Origin of the sequence: Shewanella sp. KT0246 (assembly GCF_019654955.1) — a bacterium.
GTDB lineage: Bacteria > Pseudomonadota > Gammaproteobacteria > Enterobacterales > Shewanellaceae > Shewanella > Shewanella goraebulensis.
The window spans coordinates 15,951-34,812 of sequence record NZ_BPEV01000044.1 but is presented as its reverse complement, the minus strand read 5'-3'; the positions used below and the strand labels follow the sequence as shown (position 1 = coordinate 34,812).

General features: G+C 39.7%; 18 protein-coding genes. 8 read left to right on the top strand and 10 right to left on the bottom strand.

Annotated features, from left to right (window positions below):
• Positions 1–17 precede the first annotated feature (17 nt).
• The 3 genes from K5Q58_RS17925 (at position 18) to K5Q58_RS17915 (ending at position 3,040) form a co-directional block, all read left to right on the top strand.
• Positions 18–1,361, top strand: a complete 1,344-nt coding sequence (locus K5Q58_RS17925) for an FMN-binding protein (RefSeq protein WP_220755226.1) — start codon at positions 18–20, stop codon at positions 1,359–1,361.
• A 76-nt stretch (positions 1,362–1,437) separates the two neighbouring features.
• Positions 1,438–2,487 (top strand): porin, encoded by a 1,050-nt coding sequence (locus K5Q58_RS17920; protein WP_220755221.1) that lies wholly within the window; start codon positions 1,438–1,440, stop codon positions 2,485–2,487.
• Positions 2,488–2,668: 181 nt separating this feature from the next.
• A complete protein-coding gene (locus tag K5Q58_RS17915) occupies positions 2,669–3,040 on the top strand; it encodes a hypothetical protein (protein WP_220755220.1) in 372 nt (123 codons plus the stop codon).
• A gap of 87 nt (positions 3,041–3,127) precedes the next feature.
• Here the strand turns inward: K5Q58_RS17915 and K5Q58_RS17910 are convergent, their stop codons facing one another.
• Both K5Q58_RS17910 and K5Q58_RS17905 read right to left on the bottom strand, forming a co-directional pair.
• Positions 3,128–3,508: a thiol-disulfide oxidoreductase DCC family protein gene (locus tag K5Q58_RS17910; protein ID WP_259651385.1), complete on the bottom strand. Its 381-nt coding sequence runs from the start codon at positions 3,506–3,508 to the stop codon at positions 3,128–3,130.
• Between the two features lie 312 nt (positions 3,509–3,820).
• Positions 3,821–4,717: a LysR family transcriptional regulator gene (locus K5Q58_RS17905; protein ID WP_220755219.1), complete on the bottom strand. Its 897-nt coding sequence runs from the start codon at positions 4,715–4,717 to the stop codon at positions 3,821–3,823.
• A gap of 181 nt (positions 4,718–4,898) precedes the next feature.
• On the opposite strand from K5Q58_RS17905, the gene K5Q58_RS17900 reads away from it, so the two are divergent.
• Complete coding sequence (locus K5Q58_RS17900; protein ID WP_220755224.1) at positions 4,899–5,861, top strand: TDT family transporter; 963 nt, start codon at positions 4,899–4,901, stop codon at positions 5,859–5,861.
• Positions 5,862–6,062: 201 nt separating this feature from the next.
• Here the strand turns inward: K5Q58_RS17900 and K5Q58_RS17895 are convergent, their stop codons facing one another.
• From K5Q58_RS17895 to K5Q58_RS17880, 4 genes are all read right to left on the bottom strand, one after another.
• Positions 6,063–8,321 carry a penicillin acylase family protein gene (locus K5Q58_RS17895; protein ID WP_259651384.1) on the bottom strand — a complete coding sequence of 753 codons (2,259 nt, stop codon included), beginning with the start codon at positions 8,319–8,321 and terminating at the stop codon, positions 6,063–6,065.
• Positions 8,322–8,837: 516 nt separating this feature from the next.
• Positions 8,838–9,530: a DUF2057 domain-containing protein gene (locus tag K5Q58_RS17890; protein ID WP_220755217.1), complete on the bottom strand. Its 693-nt coding sequence runs from the start codon at positions 9,528–9,530 to the stop codon at positions 8,838–8,840.
• A 138-nt stretch (positions 9,531–9,668) separates the two neighbouring features.
• Complete coding sequence (locus K5Q58_RS17885) at positions 9,669–10,331, bottom strand: sulfotransferase family protein (RefSeq protein WP_220755216.1); 663 nt, start codon at positions 10,329–10,331, stop codon at positions 9,669–9,671.
• 123 nt (positions 10,332–10,454) lie between these two features.
• Complete coding sequence (locus tag K5Q58_RS17880) at positions 10,455–10,733, bottom strand: peptidylprolyl isomerase (protein ID WP_220755215.1); 279 nt, start codon at positions 10,731–10,733, stop codon at positions 10,455–10,457.
• Positions 10,734–11,004: 271 nt separating this feature from the next.
• Here K5Q58_RS17880 and K5Q58_RS17875 point away from each other — a divergent pair, with 271 nt between their 5' ends.
• Positions 11,005–11,631, top strand: a complete 627-nt coding sequence (locus K5Q58_RS17875) for a DsbA family protein (protein ID WP_220755214.1) — start codon at positions 11,005–11,007, stop codon at positions 11,629–11,631.
• Between the two features lie 192 nt (positions 11,632–11,823).
• On the opposite strand, the gene K5Q58_RS17870 is transcribed toward K5Q58_RS17875, so the two are convergent.
• Together K5Q58_RS17870 and K5Q58_RS17865 are read right to left on the bottom strand one after the other, a co-directional pair.
• Complete coding sequence (locus K5Q58_RS17870; RefSeq protein WP_220755213.1) at positions 11,824–12,054, bottom strand: cytochrome c3 family protein; 231 nt, start codon at positions 12,052–12,054, stop codon at positions 11,824–11,826.
• A gap of 440 nt (positions 12,055–12,494) precedes the next feature.
• On the bottom strand, positions 12,495–13,061 hold the full coding sequence (locus tag K5Q58_RS17865) for an SOS response-associated peptidase (protein ID WP_220755212.1): 567 nt from the start codon (positions 13,059–13,061) through the stop codon (positions 12,495–12,497).
• A 356-nt stretch (positions 13,062–13,417) separates the two neighbouring features.
• Here K5Q58_RS17865 and K5Q58_RS17860 point away from each other — a divergent pair, with 356 nt between their 5' ends.
• Together K5Q58_RS17860 and K5Q58_RS17855 are read left to right on the top strand one after the other, a co-directional pair.
• Positions 13,418–15,655: an acyl-CoA dehydrogenase gene (locus K5Q58_RS17860; RefSeq protein ID WP_220755211.1), complete on the top strand. Its 2,238-nt coding sequence runs from the start codon at positions 13,418–13,420 to the stop codon at positions 15,653–15,655.
• 272 nt (positions 15,656–15,927) lie between these two features.
• The gene (locus K5Q58_RS17855; RefSeq protein WP_220755210.1) at positions 15,928–16,497 is read left to right on the top strand and encodes a hypothetical protein; all 570 of its coding nucleotides are present in this window, start codon (positions 15,928–15,930) and stop codon (positions 16,495–16,497) included.
• A 93-nt stretch (positions 16,498–16,590) separates the two neighbouring features.
• On the opposite strand, the gene K5Q58_RS17850 is transcribed toward K5Q58_RS17855, so the two are convergent.
• Positions 16,591–16,836 (bottom strand): TM2 domain-containing protein, encoded by a 246-nt coding sequence (locus K5Q58_RS17850; RefSeq protein WP_153912845.1) that lies wholly within the window; start codon positions 16,834–16,836, stop codon positions 16,591–16,593.
• Between the two features lie 15 nt (positions 16,837–16,851).
• On the bottom strand, positions 16,852–17,154 hold the full coding sequence (locus K5Q58_RS17845; protein WP_220755209.1) for an NINE protein: 303 nt from the start codon (positions 17,152–17,154) through the stop codon (positions 16,852–16,854).
• Positions 17,155–17,550: 396 nt separating this feature from the next.
• On the opposite strand from K5Q58_RS17845, the gene K5Q58_RS17840 reads away from it, so the two are divergent.
• Positions 17,551–18,813, top strand: coding sequence for an amidohydrolase family protein (locus tag K5Q58_RS17840; protein ID WP_220755223.1), 1,263 nt, complete (start codon positions 17,551–17,553; stop codon positions 18,811–18,813).
• The last annotated feature ends 49 nt before the right edge of the window (positions 18,814–18,862 follow it).

Sequence of the window (18,862 nt, the reverse complement as noted above, 5' to 3'; positions counted from 1 at the left end):
TGTTGAAGGCATTAGAAATGATAAATAGCAAAAGTTTTAAGAAGAGTTTTATTTATAGCGCAATCAGTTTTGCTTCATTAATGACGTTAGGCTGTGCAACATCAACACCTCAAGGTAAATATGTTGATGGTGTTCATGATGTACAAGCTAAGGGCAAAAAGAGTCAAATTGTTCTAGAAGTACATGTTAGTAATGGCAATATTACAGATATAAAAACCAAATCTCATAACGAAACTGAGTCTCTTTTCTTAAATGCTGAACGCTTACTGACAAAGGTGGTTGCAAACAATGGCCATGAAGGTATTGATGCTGTTTCAGGTGCAACCTACTCATCAAACGGCATTCTTGAAGCAATCAATAAACTTCCTAGAGCTGATGGCTCGACGCCAGCATATGAATCTGTCGGTTCTAAAGATGAGTCTGCTAACGATGACTTTAAACTCAAGTGGTCGATTCAGCCTAAGCTGGGCTTAATCAGTGGTGACTATTACTACGAAGAAGCACGTTTCCGTCAAGGTCATATGGGGAGCATGACGATCGTAACCAGTTCAGCTGATAAGAATGATGTCATTCTAGCTGAGTTTCAGGAGAGCGGCCGTCCTAACTACTACACCCGTATGTACCAAGATGTACCAAAGCGTATGTCTGAGTACAACTTCTCAATGGGTAAGAAAAAAGGTACTGCTTGGGTTCAGTCTGCATTGACCATGGAAAAAATGATGGTTGAACAAGACAAGTTAACCTTCGAATTAAACCCAGATTACGACCCTAAATTAGCTAATAAACTTAAGCAACCTAACCGTTTAAAGTATCAGGGTATTGATATTGTTGCAGGTGCATCTAACAGTATTCAGCAATCTATGATCCCGCTTACAGCTAAGCTTTATGACCAAATTCAAGCGCAAAGTAGCCATTACAAGTTCTATCAGCATTCTGAAAAACTGTTGGATAAAAAAGGTCAATGGACTGGCGTAACAGCAATGCTTCGTTTAGTGGTAGATACCAATACTAAGCAAATTGTAAAAGGCCACTTTGATGAGATCTTTGCAGATGAAAAAGCACAAATTAAAGATGCATCATTGAAGAAGTTTTACCGCCAGTCTAAATACGATTCAATTAATTATGTAGAGCCTGCGCGTATTGGTTTTAACGTGATGATAGATGGATTGAATGCGCATTTACAGCAAGGCGGTTCGCTATTTGATATCAATGACCTTCCAGCAACCGGTGACTCAGGAAGCTATGCTTCAACTGGCTTTACTAAGCGTTCTAATTCTTGGGATATATATCTAAGTCAAGCTGACATTCTATACAAACAAATGCGTGCTGATGACGTGATTGTAGAACACAAAAAACCGTAATTTATTGAGATGACGGTTCTACAATCAATGGTCAGGATCGTCATGTCTTTTCAAAATCGATGAAGAGAGATGCAAGATGAAAAAATGTGTATTAACAGCAGTAGCAATGGGTGTTCTTAGTTCGCCTGTTATGGCAGCAGAAAGTTTCACTGATAGTTTAGATGTATATGGTCGTATTGACTATTCAATCACTAACTCAGACAGTGGTAGCGCCACTCATAACGGTAAAAGTGGCACAGTTTTAGAAAATAACTGGAGTCGTTTAGGGGTAAAAGGCAGTACCGCGCTTAATCAAGATTTTAGTGTTTTTTATCAAATAGAAGTGGGTGTTAATGGTGGTTCTCAAGATAAAGGCAGCAATCCTTTTTCTTCTCGACCAACATTTTTAGGGATTAAACATTCATCATTTGGCCAACTTTCAGCAGGTCGTATTGACCCTGTATTTAAAATGGCCAAAGGTACAGCAGATGCTATGGACATGTATTCAATGAAGCATGACCGCCTATTTGCTGGTGATAAGCGTTGGGGCGACTCGCTTTTATATAGGACAGCAAAATGGAATAACCTGCAGTTTGGTGCGAGTTACATCATGGAGGACAATTACTATGAAGAAGGCGATATTCGTCGTGATAATGGTAATTACCAAGCTGTAGTAACCTATGGTGACAAGCATTTTAAAAGCAGTAACTTGTATCTAGCTGCTGCATATACCGATGGTGTTGAAGATATCAAAGGCTTCCGTGGTGTTGTGCAATACAAAATTAATAACTTAATGTTGGGGTCGATTTACCAAACATCTGAATTAGTTAATCCAAATAAAGTTAACTGGGAACAACGTGATGGTGCGGGTTTTATTATCAGTGCTAAATACCAAATTGATAAGCTATTGCTTAAAGCGCAATACGGTACTGATGACTCTGGTACGGGTAAGATTGCAGGCCGAGTTTATGACTCATTAGGTGAAGCTGCTGATATTGTGCCAGAAGTAAGCCAATGGGCGATTGGCGCTGAATATCGCATTTCAAAATCGACGCGAGTTCATACAGAAATAGGTGAATTTGATGTGAAACAATACTCTGATTTTGATGACAGAATTGTCAGTATTGGTTTGCGTTACGATTTTTAAATCGCAATATATTCATTACTCCTCCCTTGTTCCACTCTCTTGCGCATAAGGATGTGTGCATTTACATTTTGACTCTTCTTTAAGCGCCTTATAAATTCATTATATTGCTGTGTGCTAGATAACGTTAAATTAATCAAAACACAGTATAATTATGGTGAATTAACAATAGGTGGACCTTAACGTGCTGACACAAATTTTAGTCACACTATTAGTAATAGTGGGTGCTTTTACGTATTTACGAAGTGGAAGAGGCAGTAAAGTAAGCCGCAGAGAAGCGCTTGCTGTTGAAAGCTCGCCATTTTTTAGTCGCGCAGTTATGTATGCGATGATCGCTGTGTCTATGCTCGCCTCTGCAGGCTTTTGGGGCTGGACTTGGTATGACGATAACACCATCGTTGAAGTCACGATTTCCTCTCCAGTTGAAGCCATGTCTGCTAGCTATCAAGTTCGCAAAAAAGACATTGAAGCCCAGCGCATCACCACAGTTGATGGCATTCAAATTCGATTATCAAACCAAGAACGCGTAACTGTGAAAGCTGTTGAAGGTCAGTAGTCTTGTTCGAGACTATGCTAAGATCTTGTTCGAGACTTTGCAGAAAAGCTAATCTAAGCAGACAACCTAAGAGGTTAGTTTAAGCAGTTAATCTAAAAACTTATTTTTGACTGCGGGTGTTGGGAGCATACAAGAATCCTTTTTGCCAAAAAGGCGGTAGCGGTTTTTAGCTATTATTCGATAAAAGTAATCCCTGAACCCAGCGGGGAGTATTTTAAAAATTCTACATAAATACCAATAACCGGAGAGGTCTTTGGTAACTTCTAAAGCAGCATCACTTCGCAGTAAATATTCATCATTTTTTATCAAAATAAACGAATCAAAACCAACATCTTCAAGCTGATGCTTGCTTATTAGTTTTTGCGCAGTTGTACTCTGCATTGGTGTAAATACAAACAAATCTTTATGGTCGCGTTTGATGATGAAGTTGACAGCGCCATTGCAAAGGTTACATACACCATCGAAGATAATAATATGCTTTGAAATAAGCGATTCCTTATGGCATTTGTTGTAAGGGTGTTTGCTGGGACTTGAATACCGATCATATCGGTACTGTTGTTTTTATTGGTTACTTTTAGCACACTTAACTTAAAACTCAACTCTTGGTGTTCTAACAATTGAGATTTACTAAGTCTTAATTCACACTTCATCCACTGCCGATGAAAGGGAGCAACCGCATTGCCCTTTTTACTGATTTACATAAAAGCAAGTCAGCCAAACTAGGTGCTCACTCCCTACTAAATACTCTAATTAACCTCATAGCCAATATAAAAACAATAGCTATTTCTCCTTTCCCCAATCCACACAAAACTCCATGAACGTCTTTAGCAAAGGGCTTTGGTATTTATCTTTGTGGATCAATATCCAGAATTCTCTTGGCATATCAACGTCCACATTCAGTTTACTAACTCGCTGACTCTCTAGTGCGTACTTTGCTGCAATATTGGATAAGCAGCCAAATCCTAATCCAGCTGCGACTGAGTTAATTAACGCTTCTGTGGTATTGAGCTCAACGCTTTGGTGCCAGTGCTGAATATGAGGTGATAAGTTTTTCATAAAGCAGTCTCGTGAGCCCGAGCCTTGTTCTCGAAGCACCCACTGGCTTTGTTCAAGTTCAATAAGTTTAACAGTGCTTTGCATTGCTAAAGGGTGAGAAGGGGCGCTAATCACACACATTTGATCATGGCTAAAAGGGATAGAAATAATATCTGGGTGATGGTGTATGCCTTCAATTAGGGCAATGTCTAACTCAAAATCTAATAGCTTTTGGCAGATATGGGCTGAATTAGATACAAACAAACTTTGGGATGAGTGCTGATATTGCTTTCTAAAAGCGCTGAGAATATTCGGCGTTAAATGATTACCTACTGTATCACTGCTGCCGATCCGTAGTTGTCCCGTTATTTCTTGGTTGTCATTAAATACGCTATTGATGTGTGATAAGCGGTTAATTAACTCATCTGCAAGCGGCAATAGTTTCTGTCCTTCTTGATTCAAGATTAAGCGGTTATTTACTCGGTCAAATAACGGGTGACCGAGTTGTTTTTCTAGTTCGGCTAACGACAAACTGACAGCCGCTTTTGAGACAAATAATGTTTCAGCAGCAGCGGTGAGCGTTTTGTGCTGAGTAATCGCATTGAAAACATTGAGCTGTTTGAACGAGATATGTGCTGACATAACGCGAGCCTTAGAGGTTTATTAACCTTATTACTATAAATGTTAAGTATTACTTAACCTAGGTTTTAAATTGTTAGATATAAATAAACGTTTGGCAAGCGTAAGATCAACTTAATTGAAAAAGGCAGCTTGTTTGCTCCAACGTTTATTGAGCAAACAGATCAACGACATTGAGGTGATTATGTTACAAACCGCCAAAGTTAAATTACTGGCAGCACCCACCCCCATGGCAGGGCTTGCATTAGGCATTGCTAGTTTAGGCTGGAGTTGGGAAAGCCTTGCAGATATAAATGGCTACGGCCAATGGGTTAGTGCGATCATTGCCAGCATATTATTACTCGTTTTAGCGGTTAAGTTTTTGATCCACACACATACATTACGTGACGATTTAGCACATCCTGTAGTGGGTAGCGTAGTACCAACATTTGCTATGGCGACAATGATAGTATCGAGCTCACTCTGGCATTTTTCAGCATTTGCTGGAGATGCTTTATGGTTAATCGGTTTAGGGCTTCATATTGTATTTTTAGTGAGCTTTTTATATCACCGAGCTAAAGCTTTTGAGCTGCATCATATGGTACCAAGTTGGTTTGTGCCGCCTGTTGGGATAATAGTTGCTGATGTGTCGTTTTCAGGTAATCCGCATTTAGCCTTCTTAGCCCATATGGCATTGGTGTTTGGCATGTTTGCCTACGCGATTATGCTGCCTATGATGATCTATCGATTGATGTTCACCCATGAAGTCCCTGATGCAGCTAAGCCGACATTGGCAATTTTAGCCGCGCCAGCTAGCTTATCGCTTGCGGGATACTTAACAGTGACTGCTGAGCCTTCACCTGTGATTATTGCCCTGTTGTTCGGCATTGCAGTGTTAATGACCACGATTATTTATCTGGCATTTTTTAAGTTACTCAGATTACCGTTTAGCCCAGGCTATGCCGCCTTTACTTTTCCGATGGTGATTGGTGCTACAGCGTTATTTAAAATGGTTACTTGGATGGAAAGCATAGGTATGGCAGATGAGTATATTCAACAGGTGCGCTTACTGGCAGGAATTGAATTGGCTGTTGCAACGGTCGTAGTGAGCTATGTTGCCATAAGATACCTAAACTTTTACCTGCAGAGTCAAAGGTTAAGCGTTTAATGATAAACGTTAAAGAATAAGCGCTTAAAAAGTCAGTGCTTAAATAATCTATGCTTTGTTGGTATTGGATTAATTGATATTCGTTTGACAGTAATTAAAGACATTAAGCAACGAGTGAGTAGCTCATTGCTTAATGATAGTGTGAACCTGTTTAATTTAAGGTGCTTTAACATAAGGTGCTTTAATTTAAGGTGCTTTCATTTAAGGTGCTTTCATTTCTGTGTGGGTTAGATTCACTTGATTATCCGTTAGCGGTTTTATCACTAATGTGTGTTCTATTTCAGTCGGTAATAACGGCGTGTGTTGCTGCTTTACGTACTGCTCAAAACCATTACGGTAATAAGGCGATAGTGGATGACCCGATTGTCCGCCAGGTATCGACATGATGGCGTCCTGTTCAGCCCCTGGCTGAACAATAAAGCGCTGCGATGCGCCAAAGGATTTACCTTGCACTGCTGGCATAAAGCTATCACCAAAGCCTTCGATTATTGGCATATCTAACCAGCGACTTAATTGTGGCAGCTGTTTTGAAAATGGATGTTGGATTTTTAACTGATTAACTTGGCCCCAGCGTAAATCAGCAAGCTTGCCTTTTGGGCTGTATTGCTCAAGTAAGCTTTGGGTTGAAGTTTGATAAGCCGCGATTGAAAATGCTTGCCAGTCAGCATGCTCTTTAGGTATCCAACTTGCCGGCTTTTGCTCAAGTAATTGCCACATAGGAGTTTCTAAATAACGTTTTACTACCGATAAGCTGCTGTCACGTTGTTTAAGTTCAGTTTCAATTGGTGCAAAGGTTTGGTCTATTATAGCGGTTCTGAAATGTCTGACTAAGGTGTAACCTACAGAGTCTGCACAGGCACAATTGCCCCAGTTAGCAATTAGCTTAATATCTTCTGCGAACTTTTCTGGCTGTTCACTCAATACCTCAAGCAAGTATTGCTGCCAAGGGACTAAAAAGCGCGCTTCGTTATCTAGCTGTAGCTGGTAAAAATCATCTTCATTAAAACTGTCTTTTGCCATTAAGCGGTCACGAATTTGAGCGGCTCTGGCGCCAAGAGCATAACCACCATCACCGAATCGTAATTGCTCCTGTGTGGATAGCACTCTTGAGTTAGCAGTCCAAATTCGTTGATTCTGAGGATTTATCACTGCAGGCATAACGGCTTGCTGTTGCTGCCAATCAGCCATTTGGTAACCAGTAGTTGATTGGGCTGTATCTGATGGATTGTTACGTGATGGTACTGCACCTGCGATTTTCCACCCCGCATTACCTTTATTGTCTGCTAACAACATATTTTGTGCAGGAATACCTATTCGAGTGGCAAGCGCTGCTGCTTGCTCTACGCTGTCGACGGTTTCCAATGATAATAGGGCCATGTTGACGGCGTAATCTGTATGACCCACCCATGATAATGCGTAGTTAATTCCTGCAACGGTTTTTACTGGGCCATATTTTGATACTTGAACCGTATAGTTAATTTGGTCTTCAGGTAAGTCGATAGGCTCGTATTCCAACTCTATTTCAGTGTCAGAGCTAATTTCTATCCAATCAGCGGTATCTATATAGCTGTTGGTAAAGCCCCAAGCGAGTTTACCGTTAGAGCCAACAACAATAGCTGGAGCACCGGGTAATGACACGCCAGTGATTTGCTGCATTGTGTTGTTTTTTAATGCATCAGGATAATTCAGTTGAGCCCGATACCAAATGATCGGCACAGCAAATGATAAGTGCATGTCATCAGATAACATGGCTCGGCCAGACTCAGTTAACTTGCCCGTGACCGCCCAGTTATTACTTCCAACTTCAAGCGGTTCTTCAATCTCTTGGATCTGGGCACTAATTAAAATCTGCTCTTCGAGTTCAGGGATACTGCCTTGATATAAGGTGATTTGACTGTCGTCTAATGCTGCTTGGTGATGACTTGGTTGGATTAAGAAGTCGACCATGTCGTTGCCAAAAGCTTGCTGTAATTGGGTTAATGCCATATCACGTTTTATGGTGTTGCCCTGTAAATCTAAGTACATGCTGTAAATAACCAATAAACTATCGGTTTCATGCCACTCGCGCGGTGAGGAGTTTGTCAGCAGGTACTCAAATGACAGCACTGTTTGATCTGCTAAAGCTTGGTTTACACCTTTAGCATATGCGCTTAAAGAAGCTCTATCTTGCTCTGGCAGTTGTTCAAAAATACGTTGGGCACGTTTACGAAGTTGATGAAAACGTCTGCTTTTATCAAGCTTTAATGCGGCTTTTCCGAAAATTTCAGATAATTCACCAGCTGAGTTTCGGCGCAGTAAATCCATTTGAAAAAAACGGTCTTGGCTGTGCGCATAGCCCATGGCGTAGGAGGCATCAATACGGTTACTGGCGCTAATAATGGCTGTGCCTAAGGTATCGCGCTCAATGGTCACTGGCGATGTAATAGCGTTAGTGGTTAATTTATCAGACAAGTTAGGCATACTGAGTCGTAAAACACAGTACACCGCCAATATAATTCCAGACGAAAATAAAAGTATGCTGGCAAGCGTGTACTTAGTGAGTTTAGATTGTAAAACCTTGGTAAGGCTGACAGACATGTTGAGTTACCCTATAAAATGACCTGTCTATCATAACCAAGGTTACTGAATTGTTAAAAGCTGTTTTTTTGAATAATGCATATGAAAGCAATGCAGAATGAATCAGTTAGTGCACTTAATGGTTTATTAGAAAGCGATTACCATAAACCATTACAAGAGTGCATTTACAAAAGTGCATTTACAAAAGTGCATTTACAAAAGTGCAGTCAACAGTATGCGGGTACTAATCACTAATCACTAGTCGCAGTGAGTCAGAATGATTGAGCGTATGTATGAGAATTTACTGCCAAGTCGGCTTAACCCAACACCAATAATGGTTAGTTTGGTGATGGGTTAGGGTAAGCAGTAATCAATTTAGGATAAGTAAAAGATTAAAGCTAAGGTTAATTAAAGCAGGGCTTATTGATTAATTTTAGCCTTAAATTTTGCTTTGGTGTCTTGGTTTGCTTTGTTATACCAGTAATCGAGCATTTCGCTGATTTCGGCTTGATCTTCCGCGATAGTTTTAGGTTTTACAACCACTGCTGGAATCGGAGCTACTTGAGTTTCAGTCACTAGTGTCGCTTGAGTTGTTGCTATTACAGGTGTGGCGGCTATTGGTGCCGTTACAACTGGTGCAAAAGCTGTCACAGACGCAGCGAGTTGGCTTTGGTTATAAATAGCCATTTCTTCAGGATAGTCTCGGCCTATTTGTAAGCCTTCTTTTACTAACACATCACTTTTAAAGCTAACTGATTTATCTTGGCTATTAGTTAGCGTCATGGCCGGTTGTTTATTGAATTTATTGGCTGCATTTTTATTGCGTATACTAGGTAATTCAAGTTCATATTGATCATTGTTAGCATCGAACGTTAGCACTACGGCGTTAGAATTAAATTGAGTTTGCATACCACTGTCGCGGTAATTCACCACATATCGAAATACGATTTGGTTAGTGCCTTCTGTCAGCGCGATATCGTCATCACCATCGTAAGTTTTACCATTGAGCATTTTTACTTCAACATTATTTGGAAGATCTAATATGCTGGCAGCAAATGACATTGGAGAAGTGATTAACAAGGCGAGGGCGATGAGCAAAGATTTTGAGTTCATTGTATTCTCATTTTGGCTAAACGTAGTGAGCGGGCATGACGGCTAATTGTTTGACTGCTAATTAGTAGTCTAAGTTAAGTAAGTTATAGCAAAATGCGTGCAAGTTACATAATGACAAATGATTAATTTAATCAGCCTTTAAACCTGTAAACCTAATTGTTGATAGTCAAAAAATTTGCGATGTTCAGGACCTGCTAAATTGGTATTCACCTTATTTGGGTGCTTATACTCGCCCCAACTAGCCACATGAGTCCCGACATTAAGTACAGGGAAATCCTTTGTACCATGCAGGTTAATTTTGTCGTCACTTACACCGATAAACTGCAATAAGGTTTGCAAGCTATTGGGTTCGTTTAGCTTAATCGTGAGTAAATCATCTCTGCCTGCAAAATAACTTAGTACTGCTTGTTGGTGGCTGAAATAACATTGCCTTAAACGAGCCTCATCCAATAAGTCATCAGCAGTTAAGTCGCCAAATGTCTGCTTAAAACAACGTTTTAGGATTGGGTGAAAGGTACCTGTTTTGTCAGCAAGGTTGGGTGCCATTTTTGTTAGAAGCATTTGTATTGAGCTGACCCAAGACTCGACAGGGCGGTCAATATAAACAAATTTAGCATCAGGAAATATCTTGTCTAATTGCGGGTAATCGCAAAAACACGGCACATCAGACACCACATCTGCCACTTCAAAAGCACGTTTAGTTAATCCGATATGCGCCACTTTAAATCCATGCTCAAGCAGTGCAACACTGACACTAGTTGTGCCAGTACGTGGCAAGCCAATAATAAATACTTTATTCATAGAAGCAGGATCAAGCCTTAAAGTGAGGAGAGTGCTTAGGTTTAGTACTTAAACTCAGTACTTAGGTTTAGTACTTAAACTAAGTGCTTAGATTAAGCGCTTAGATTAAGTGCAATAGAAAAATTAGGTACGGTATAAGACTTTAATTACATGCCAACCGAATTTGGTTTTTACAAGGTGTGGGATGATAAGCTCACCAGTAAAACAGACTTTATCAAACTGCGGCACCATTTGGCCTTTTTTGAATTCGCCAAGGTTACCACCATTTTTACCTGATGGGCATGAAGAGTGTTTTTTAGCGAGCACGTCAAATTTTGCACCTTTCTCAAGTTGTTTAATTAAATCTTCAGCTTGTTGTCTGTGTTTGACTAAAATGTGCAATGCTGCGGCTGTTCTGGCCATGTTGTTACTCTCCAATTATGTTGAGGTTAATTATAACGTGAATCCTTATTAGCAAGCTATAGCTAGCCATTAGTGAGCATGAGAGAGTGCGAATGATTTTTGTTTTAAAATGTTTTAGATAAGCTTAATGAGTTTTAACTTTGTAAAATGCGATAAGATAACTTAAGGCATATAAATCGATAAGCGTAAGTTTAGAGAGGGTTTTCTTAACGGGTAGGCTGTTAAAAAAATGAAAACAATAATAAAAATAATATTTTAAAGAGAGTAAGTTATGACTGATTCTGCACGGCTAATTTATGTTTACGATCCTATGTGTAGCTGGTGTTGGGGTTATCGACCTACATGGCTTGCTTTACAGCAGCAATTAACCGCGCAATTGCCTGAGTTAATTATCGAGTATCGTCTTGGTGGATTAGCGCCAGATTCTGATGTAGCTATGCCAAAAGACATGCAACAATTTTTGTCGCAAACATGGCATAAGATAGCGTCGCAGCTGGGCACTGAGTTTAACTATGATTTTTGGCAAGACTGTCAGCCTAGGCGCTCAACATATCCTGCGTGTCGTGCGTGTTTAATTGCTCGTGAATATGGGCTTGAACAAGCGATGATTTTAGCTATTCAGCAAGCCTATTACTTGCAAGCCAAGAACCCATCCGATAATGATACATTGATTAATGCAGCGGTAAGTATTGGTATTGAGCAAGCGGCGTTTACAGAACGGCTATTATCTGAAGAAGTTAATCTTGATTTGATATCAGAATTAGAGGTTGTGCATCAACTGCCTGTTCGAGGGTTTCCTTCACTTGTGCTTGAAGTGAATGGTGAAGCTTTAGGTATTCCACTTGATTACCTGAACCCGCAAACGAGTTTAGATGCCGTGGTGAGTGCTTTAGGTTAGCTTTGTCTATGGTGCATTTTGTAACTTAAAAAACAGATACAAAAAAACCAGCTGAGCGATCAACTGGTTTTTTATTCTCTTACAGAGAGGTTAACGCTTGATTTAGTGAACTAGCTTGGCCAAATCTGGTAATGGTCAATCTGCAAATGCAGCGCTTAAATCAAGGTTAAAGGACTAAAATACCTTAAGGTATTAGTCTACACCGTGACAATCAGCACATTCAGTGATTGTTAGATCTGGTGTATGTAGATCTGTATCTAATTCGTGAGCGTCAGCAAAGCTGTGACAATCATTACACGTTTCGATGTTTGCTTCCATTTCAGCATGTTCTTCAACATTGATTGCTTCGTGACAATCAACACAATCAACAGCAAAAGCAGAACTTGCAAACATAAGTGCAGCAATCATAGCTAAATATTTCATAGTAACTCCATCATCAGTTAAGGGGCTGTATCGCCCATGTTAGGTTGAACCCTAACAACTCGCGCTGACTCAATGATCACATCTCTTAATGCAAATAAATCCGTTACTTAATAACTAAGGACACTGAATATTGGTTAGCACATTTTAAATTTAGTATTTGTAATGCAATCTTAAGCATGTAAGAGCGAACTCTTTAAGATACTTTAGCAGCTTTACTTAGATACCATTTTATTGATTTAGGTTAATTGGAACTTAAATTAGCTTTTAAAGCCACCTTTTTGCATTTTCTAACATAGATAATTCTCAAGGTTGTGATCTGCTTAATAAAATTCTAATTTTTTTAAAATGGATTTGACCATCGAAAATACACTGCATCATTGATGACCACACTCAGTATAAATGTCATAAGATGAACATAAGATGAACGCAATTTATAAATCTTAAACTGCTGATACCTTGATCCATTTATCAGGCAAAGCTTGCATTAATGGACTGAGCTGCTGAGGCTTGTCATTAAGCCAACTATCAATGGCGCTCGAAGGAATAAACAGGGGCATGCGATGATGATATTCAGCGCATTTTTCATTGGGAACAATCGTTAGCGTAACCAATTTCTGCTGCTCTGGATATATGATGCCAGCCATAAACAGTGGTTTATCGACGGCATGTGAAAAGCGGTACTTTTGTTTTTTAGATTGACCTTCATCTCGCCATTCGAACCATGCACTACAAGGGATAATACAGCGGTGCTCACTAAAGGCGCTAGCAAATGTGGTTTTGTCGGCAACGGTTTCAGCTTGGGCGTTAATGATGAGTTTTTTAGACCATGTGGGTTGTATGCCCCAGCTTTGCTTAGTGGCCATAAGCTTGCCTTGTGAAGAGTTTAGGGTAGTAACTGGGTCAGAGGGTCTTAAATCAAGGTTTGTTTGAATACTTAAAGGTTCATCAAAGACTTGGTCAAGTAAGCCTTTCATTCCATCCAATAACACTTCCATTCTGCCGCACATATTAAGACCTTCTTCTTTATCAATTCTTTTATCAATTCTGGTTAGGTTTTTAAATCATGACAGATAAGCTTAGCTACAACAAAGTTAGCATTTTTAGTCGCCCCAATTGAATTCAAGTTAGTTGAAATTGGAACTGAAATTGATGATTTTTTATTAAAATTCAAACGAGCGTATAAATTTTTAAATTATTTTTTGCTTCAGCGTACACGTGTAAGTTCATGAATTGACGATAATTATTTTTAAACACTGCTTTGTTACTGTAAATATTAGCTTTATTTCTTAATTAGAATATTTGATCTAATTTGTTTTTTGTGACGTAATGCACACTATTATTCTGGTCTGATGAGTGTATAACTATGAGCATAAGAACAACATTTAAAAAAGTTTTGCCGAGTATTTCAACGACTGAACAAGAAGCGCTTGATGCGGGTGATGTTTGGTTAGAAGGCTCAATTTATCAAGGTATTCCAGACTTTGCTGCGCTGCGTGATATTCCTAATGCAACGTTATCACTTGATGAACAAGCTTTCTTAGATGGTCCTGTGCAAACATTGATTGAAATGGTCGATGATTTTGATATTCAAAATGGTAAGCACTTGCCAGATGATGTATTGACCTTCCTTAAAGAAAATAAATTCTTCTCGCTTATTATTCCTAAGTCATACGGTGGTTTAGAGTTTAGTCCTTATGCTAACTCTACTATTGTAGCGACCATTGCCGCTAAAAGTTCTGCTGTAGCTGTAACGGTTATGGTACCTAACTCACTAGGCCCTGGTGAGTTATTGATGCATTACGGTTTAGATAGCCAACGTGATTTTTGGTTACCACGTTTAGCCAATGGCTTAGAGATCCCATGTTTTGCCCTAACAAGCCCAGAAGCAGGTTCTGACGCTGGCGGTATTCCTGATATCGGTACAGTGACAATGGGTGAGTACGAAGGTAAAGAAGTACTAGGTTTATCGGTCACTTGGGATAAGCGTTACATTACTTTAGCGCCTATTGCGACCGTATTAGGTTTGGCATTTAAGGTTGAAGATCCACAAGGTTTACTGGGTGGTAAAGAGCAACTTGGTATCACTTGTGCGTTAATCCCTAAAGCTCACCCAGGTGTGCAATTGGGTAACCGTCATGATCCTATGGGCTGTCGTTTTTATAACGGTACGACTCGTGGCGAAAACGTGTTTATCCCAATGGACTTTATTATTGGTGGCCAAGAAAAAATTGGTCGTGGCTGGCAAATGCTAGTGAGCTGTCTTGGCGCAGGCCGTGGTATCTCACTTCCGGCATTAGGTGTGTCAGTGAGCCAATGCTCATTTAAATCTTCTGCTGAATATGCAGCGGTACGTGAGCAGTTTGGTTTATCGATTGGTAAGTTTGAAGGTATTCAAGAAAAGCTTGCTGATATTGCTGGTAAAACTTACCTGCAAGAAGCGATGCGTGTATTAACCACAGAAGGCTTAGGTCTTGGCTTAAAACCGTCGGTTGTCACTGCGATTGCAAAATATCATATGACTGAACTTGGTCGTGACATTTTAGATTCAGCAATGGATATCCAAGCGGGTAAAGCGATTCAACGCGGCCCACAAAATACCTTAGCGTCAGGTTATGTTGCTCAGCCAATTGCGATTACAGTTGAAGGCGCAAACATTCTTACCCGTAACTTGATGATTTTTGGTCAAGGAGTAATGCGTTGTCATCCACATTTACAAAGCATGGTTGAATCTATCCATAGCGACGCAAGTGATGCAGATAAAACCTTTAATCGCATCTTTAGACAAACCATTGGTTACAGTGTAGGTAACAGCTTACGTGCATTTAAATTAGGCCTTTTGCCATTTACTGCACCAGCTCAGTCTACATTGCCTGAAGTGGTCGGTTATGAGAAATCAGTTCATAAATTGGCTTCAAAACTGGCAGTTTATGCTGACTTCTCACTATTGGTACTAGGTGGCAAGCTTAAACAAGCTGAAATGCTGTCGGCACGTTTAGGTGATGTAATGAGTTACCTATACGCAGCCATGGCATCGATTCGTTTCTACGAGCAAAAAGTGTCAGCGGGTGAACGCAGCCAAGCTAAACCATACTTTGAATACGCAACACGTTGGTCTTTATGTAAAGCGGAAGAAGCTATATTGGCGTTTTTAGAGAACTTCCCATCTGCACCTACGCGTCAGTTCATGCGTTTAATCACCATGACTTACTCAGGTAAAATGGTCAAAGTAAATGACGACTTGGTACGTGAATTAGCCGAGCAAGCTCAGCTAGACACAGCATTTAAAAAGCAGTTAACTCACTTAATCAAGCCAGTTGCTGGTGATGGTAACTACATCAATGAGCAAGCTTATTTAGCTAAGATGGCGTGTTTACCACTGCTTTCTAAAGTCAAAAAAGCACTTAAACAGCGTGTATTTAAAGCGGGTGTTCGCTTCTCAATTACACTGGATAATGCACTAGAAGCAAAAGTTGTGAGTGCTGATGAGCACAAGTTGCTGCAAGACTATAACCTAAAGCGTGAACGTGCTATCCGCGTAGATGAGTTCGATTTTGATTTAAACTTAATTTCAGATAAAGCCGATTTAAAAATTGCTAATTAAACGACAGTGATGCTTTGAAACTGACTTAAGCACAAATGTTGCTCATATCGTATTGATGAAAAAGCCGCTTCGAGCGGCTTTTTTGTGCCTGTTTGACAAGGAATAAGGCGTGAAAGCTTTATTTAATGGAGGATTAAATTTTAAGCAGATCACAAATTCCGATCAATTTTACCTTTTGGGTATTTTATCAATTGGAATTTTGAGCTAAACGACATTTTTTTCACCTTACTTCGGTAAATAATAAAGTAGTTATTGCTAAAGCCGGAGGATAAATGGCTCGACTTAGCTTGCTCAAAAACGTAATCGTGATGTGCTTATTTCCCGGTATTTCCTATGCTGCTGACACCATTGTAGGCGGAACAGTGGGGTATCAACATCATGGTAATTCGTCTGCTTCAGAGTTATCTAGTAGTCAAGAACGCGGCATAAATTATCAAATTAAAAATGGCTTAAAAATTAGCGACACTAGCCGTTTGTATGGTACTTACTCGTTTAACTCTGATGATATGAACCACCATCAAGGAGTACTCGTATCGTATGACCGATTGTTTTCTTTGGATGAAGCTAAACACGTGAGTTGGTTTATTGGCGGCTCTGCAGGGTTAAGTGATCATGAATTTCAATTCAATGACATTGACCAAATTTATCGAGACTCTAGCAGTTGTTATGTGTTTGGCGGTCAAACGGGGTTAATGTTCGATTTTGGCAACGCATTGACATCAGAGTTAGGCTTTCGCTATTTAAAGCATAATTTTACTTCATCAGATAAAGGCATGAATGCGACTTCGTTATCAGTGAATGATGCTGAGCAAGTATATTGGGGAATTGATTTTACTTTTTAAGCGGTGAGTTTCAGTATTTATCTGAGTTTAAGATAAATAAAAGGCTGCCAATATCATTAAGCAGCCTCAATTCTTATGCGATTTGAACTGTCATTACGACGCTTTAATCGCGTTACCTTCAGAATCTTTAAAGCTACCAACTGCAATCATAATGAAGTCGATAAGTGTCCATATACCTAAGCCACCTAATGTCAGTAACATTAAGATGCCAGTACCAATTTTACCTGTGTAAAAACGATGAACACCTAATGAACCTAAAAAGAAACATAATAGTAAAGTTGGTACGAAACCTTTTTCGCTGATTTGTACTGGCGCTTCAGCAGTTTGAACTTCTGACATAAATAAATCCCTTAATTATATTTTTTGTCCCGGATAAGCAATTAATTTGCCTTTTCCATCTCTGTAGCTTCCAACGAGAAGCATAAATGTCACCACAACTGTGTGAATGACATCAATAAAAATAAGACCTGCACCGATCAGGGTGAGCGTAACGTCTTCAAACTGCAATAACGTAATGCCAACAATGGCTAGTGTTAAATCAAAAAAACCATGCAAAATTCGGCCACAATAGAAATGGTGAATTCCGAAAATCCCGAAAATTCCCGATAAAATAACTGCAATTGCATAATTTTTGTCAGATTTGACAGATTCAGTCACTTTCAACCTCCCTGATGAAAATCTTAAATGTTTTATATAGCAAAGGCTTAGGTTAATCAATTACAAATGTTAAATTTACTTATGTAATGTGCTCGAGATCTAGCAAGTTGGGTTTACTTGCTTTGCGGTTGAGTAAGGCTTAATCGATGTGTTGGTGGAGCGTTGATGTGAGGTCGTAGCTTGTTGCGAAGCTTGATGTTAAATAAAAATTTATTAGCAAGATTGTAAAGCGCCCTTAAGTTAGGCATGTTAATAACTTAGGACAATGAAACACATTCAGGGATTAATATGCCTCAAACAACGCGTAACGCTTCTATTTTAACGGGCTTGAAATCAACGCTTACGGCTTATAAAAAAGCAACTGGCAACGCAACTATTTTTTTATTGACCATTGGTATGTCTCCAGCAGCTTTTGCGGCGGACTATAAAGTGATTCATGCCGGTGAACTATTAACTGTAGCTGGTAAATCCACACTGAAAAATCATTCGGTTGTGGTTAAAGATGGCAAAATCTCTGCTGTCGAAAAAGGCTTTATACAAATAAACGACAATGAATTAACACCAGCTGACACGATTGAGTATGTCGATTTAAAACAGCAATTTGTAATGGCTGGCTTGATGGATATGCATGTGCACCTTCAAGGTGAACTTGGGCCCAATAATGACAGTGAATCTTTAAGAATGTCTGATGCCGACGTGGCGATGAGAAGTGCTTATTTTGCTAATAAAACCTTGATGGCTGGATTTACCACAGTACGAGATTTAGGTGCCAAACCTGAACAGATTTATGCCCTTAGAGATGCCATTAATAAAGGTTGGTTAGCTGGGCCTCGTATTGTTGCTTCTGGTGGTGTTTCGGTGACTGGCGGCCACGGTGATGTTGATGGGAAAAGCCCTGATTTGTTAGATATGCTGACATCAAAGACCATTTGCGATGGCCCTTATGATTGTCGCCGTGCGACTCGCCGCGCCATTAAATACGGTGCCGATGTCATTAAGATTACTTCTACAGGTGGTGTATTGTCTGATACCAATACTGGCACAGGCCAGCAAATGGCCAACGATGAATTAAAAGAAGTGATTGATGCTGCCCATGCTTTAGGTAGAAAAGTTGCCAGTCATGCCCATGCTGCAGAAGGGATTAATGCCGCTTTACGTGCTGGTGTAGACAGTATTGAGCACGGCAGTTATGCCAATAAAGAATCGATTAAGTTGTTTAAAAAATCAGGCGCCTATTTAGTACCGACATTACTTGCGGGTGACACTGTGGTACAAATGGCTAACTCAAAAGGTAATTTCATGTCTGATGCGATTAAAGCGAAAGCGATTCGTGTGGGCAATGACATGCAAAATAATTTTGGCAACGCTTACAAGCAAGGGGTCAAAATCGCATTTGGTACCGATAGCGGTGTTTCTCATCATGGTGATAATGCCAAAGAGGCTGTTTTGATGCATCAAGCAGGAATGTCGAATAAAGACATTTTAATTTCTGCTACCATAAATGGCGCTGATTTAATCGGCATGTCAGATAGTTTAGGTACGCTTGAGCAAGGTAAACAAGCTGATATTATTGCTATGAAGGTGAGTCCACTGACCCAAATCGATGCACTACTTGATGTACAGTTTGTGATGAAATCTGGCGCTATTCATAAACGATAAAGCTTGAGTTTATAGCGTTCATTCATTTTAAAAGGCTAATTCACTCATT

Coding starts and splice junctions, on each gene's coding strand:
- K5Q58_RS17865 (WP_220755212.1), bottom strand. CDS start 13,061: ATGTGCGGCAGAATGGAAGTGTTATTGGATGGAATGAAAGGCTTACTT.
- K5Q58_RS17855 (WP_220755210.1), top strand. CDS start 15,928: ATGGCTCGACTTAGCTTGCTCAAAAACGTAATCGTGATGTGCTTATTT.
- K5Q58_RS17880 (WP_220755215.1), bottom strand. CDS start 10,733: ATGGCCAGAACAGCCGCAGCATTGCACATTTTAGTCAAACACAGACAA.
- K5Q58_RS17905 (WP_220755219.1), bottom strand. CDS start 4,717: ATGTCAGCACATATCTCGTTCAAACAGCTCAATGTTTTCAATGCGATT.
- K5Q58_RS17920 (WP_220755221.1), top strand. CDS start 1,438: ATGAAAAAATGTGTATTAACAGCAGTAGCAATGGGTGTTCTTAGTTCG.
- K5Q58_RS17895 (WP_259651384.1), bottom strand. CDS start 8,321: ATGCCTAACTTGTCTGATAAATTAACCACTAACGCTATTACATCGCCA.
- K5Q58_RS17840 (WP_220755223.1), top strand. CDS start 17,551: ATGTCTCCAGCAGCTTTTGCGGCGGACTATAAAGTGATTCATGCCGGT.
- K5Q58_RS17850 (WP_153912845.1), bottom strand. CDS start 16,836: ATGTCAGAAGTTCAAACTGCTGAAGCGCCAGTACAAATCAGCGAAAAA.
- K5Q58_RS17860 (WP_220755211.1), top strand. CDS start 13,418: ATGAGCATAAGAACAACATTTAAAAAAGTTTTGCCGAGTATTTCAACG.
- K5Q58_RS17870 (WP_220755213.1), bottom strand. CDS start 12,054: ATGAAATATTTAGCTATGATTGCTGCACTTATGTTTGCAAGTTCTGCT.
- K5Q58_RS17875 (WP_220755214.1), top strand. CDS start 11,005: ATGACTGATTCTGCACGGCTAATTTATGTTTACGATCCTATGTGTAGC.
- K5Q58_RS17890 (WP_220755217.1), bottom strand. CDS start 9,530: ATGAACTCAAAATCTTTGCTCATCGCCCTCGCCTTGTTAATCACTTCT.
- K5Q58_RS17925 (WP_220755226.1), top strand. CDS start 18: ATGATAAATAGCAAAAGTTTTAAGAAGAGTTTTATTTATAGCGCAATC.
- K5Q58_RS17885 (WP_220755216.1), bottom strand. CDS start 10,331: ATGAATAAAGTATTTATTATTGGCTTGCCACGTACTGGCACAACTAGT.
- K5Q58_RS17900 (WP_220755224.1), top strand. CDS start 4,899: ATGTTACAAACCGCCAAAGTTAAATTACTGGCAGCACCCACCCCCATG.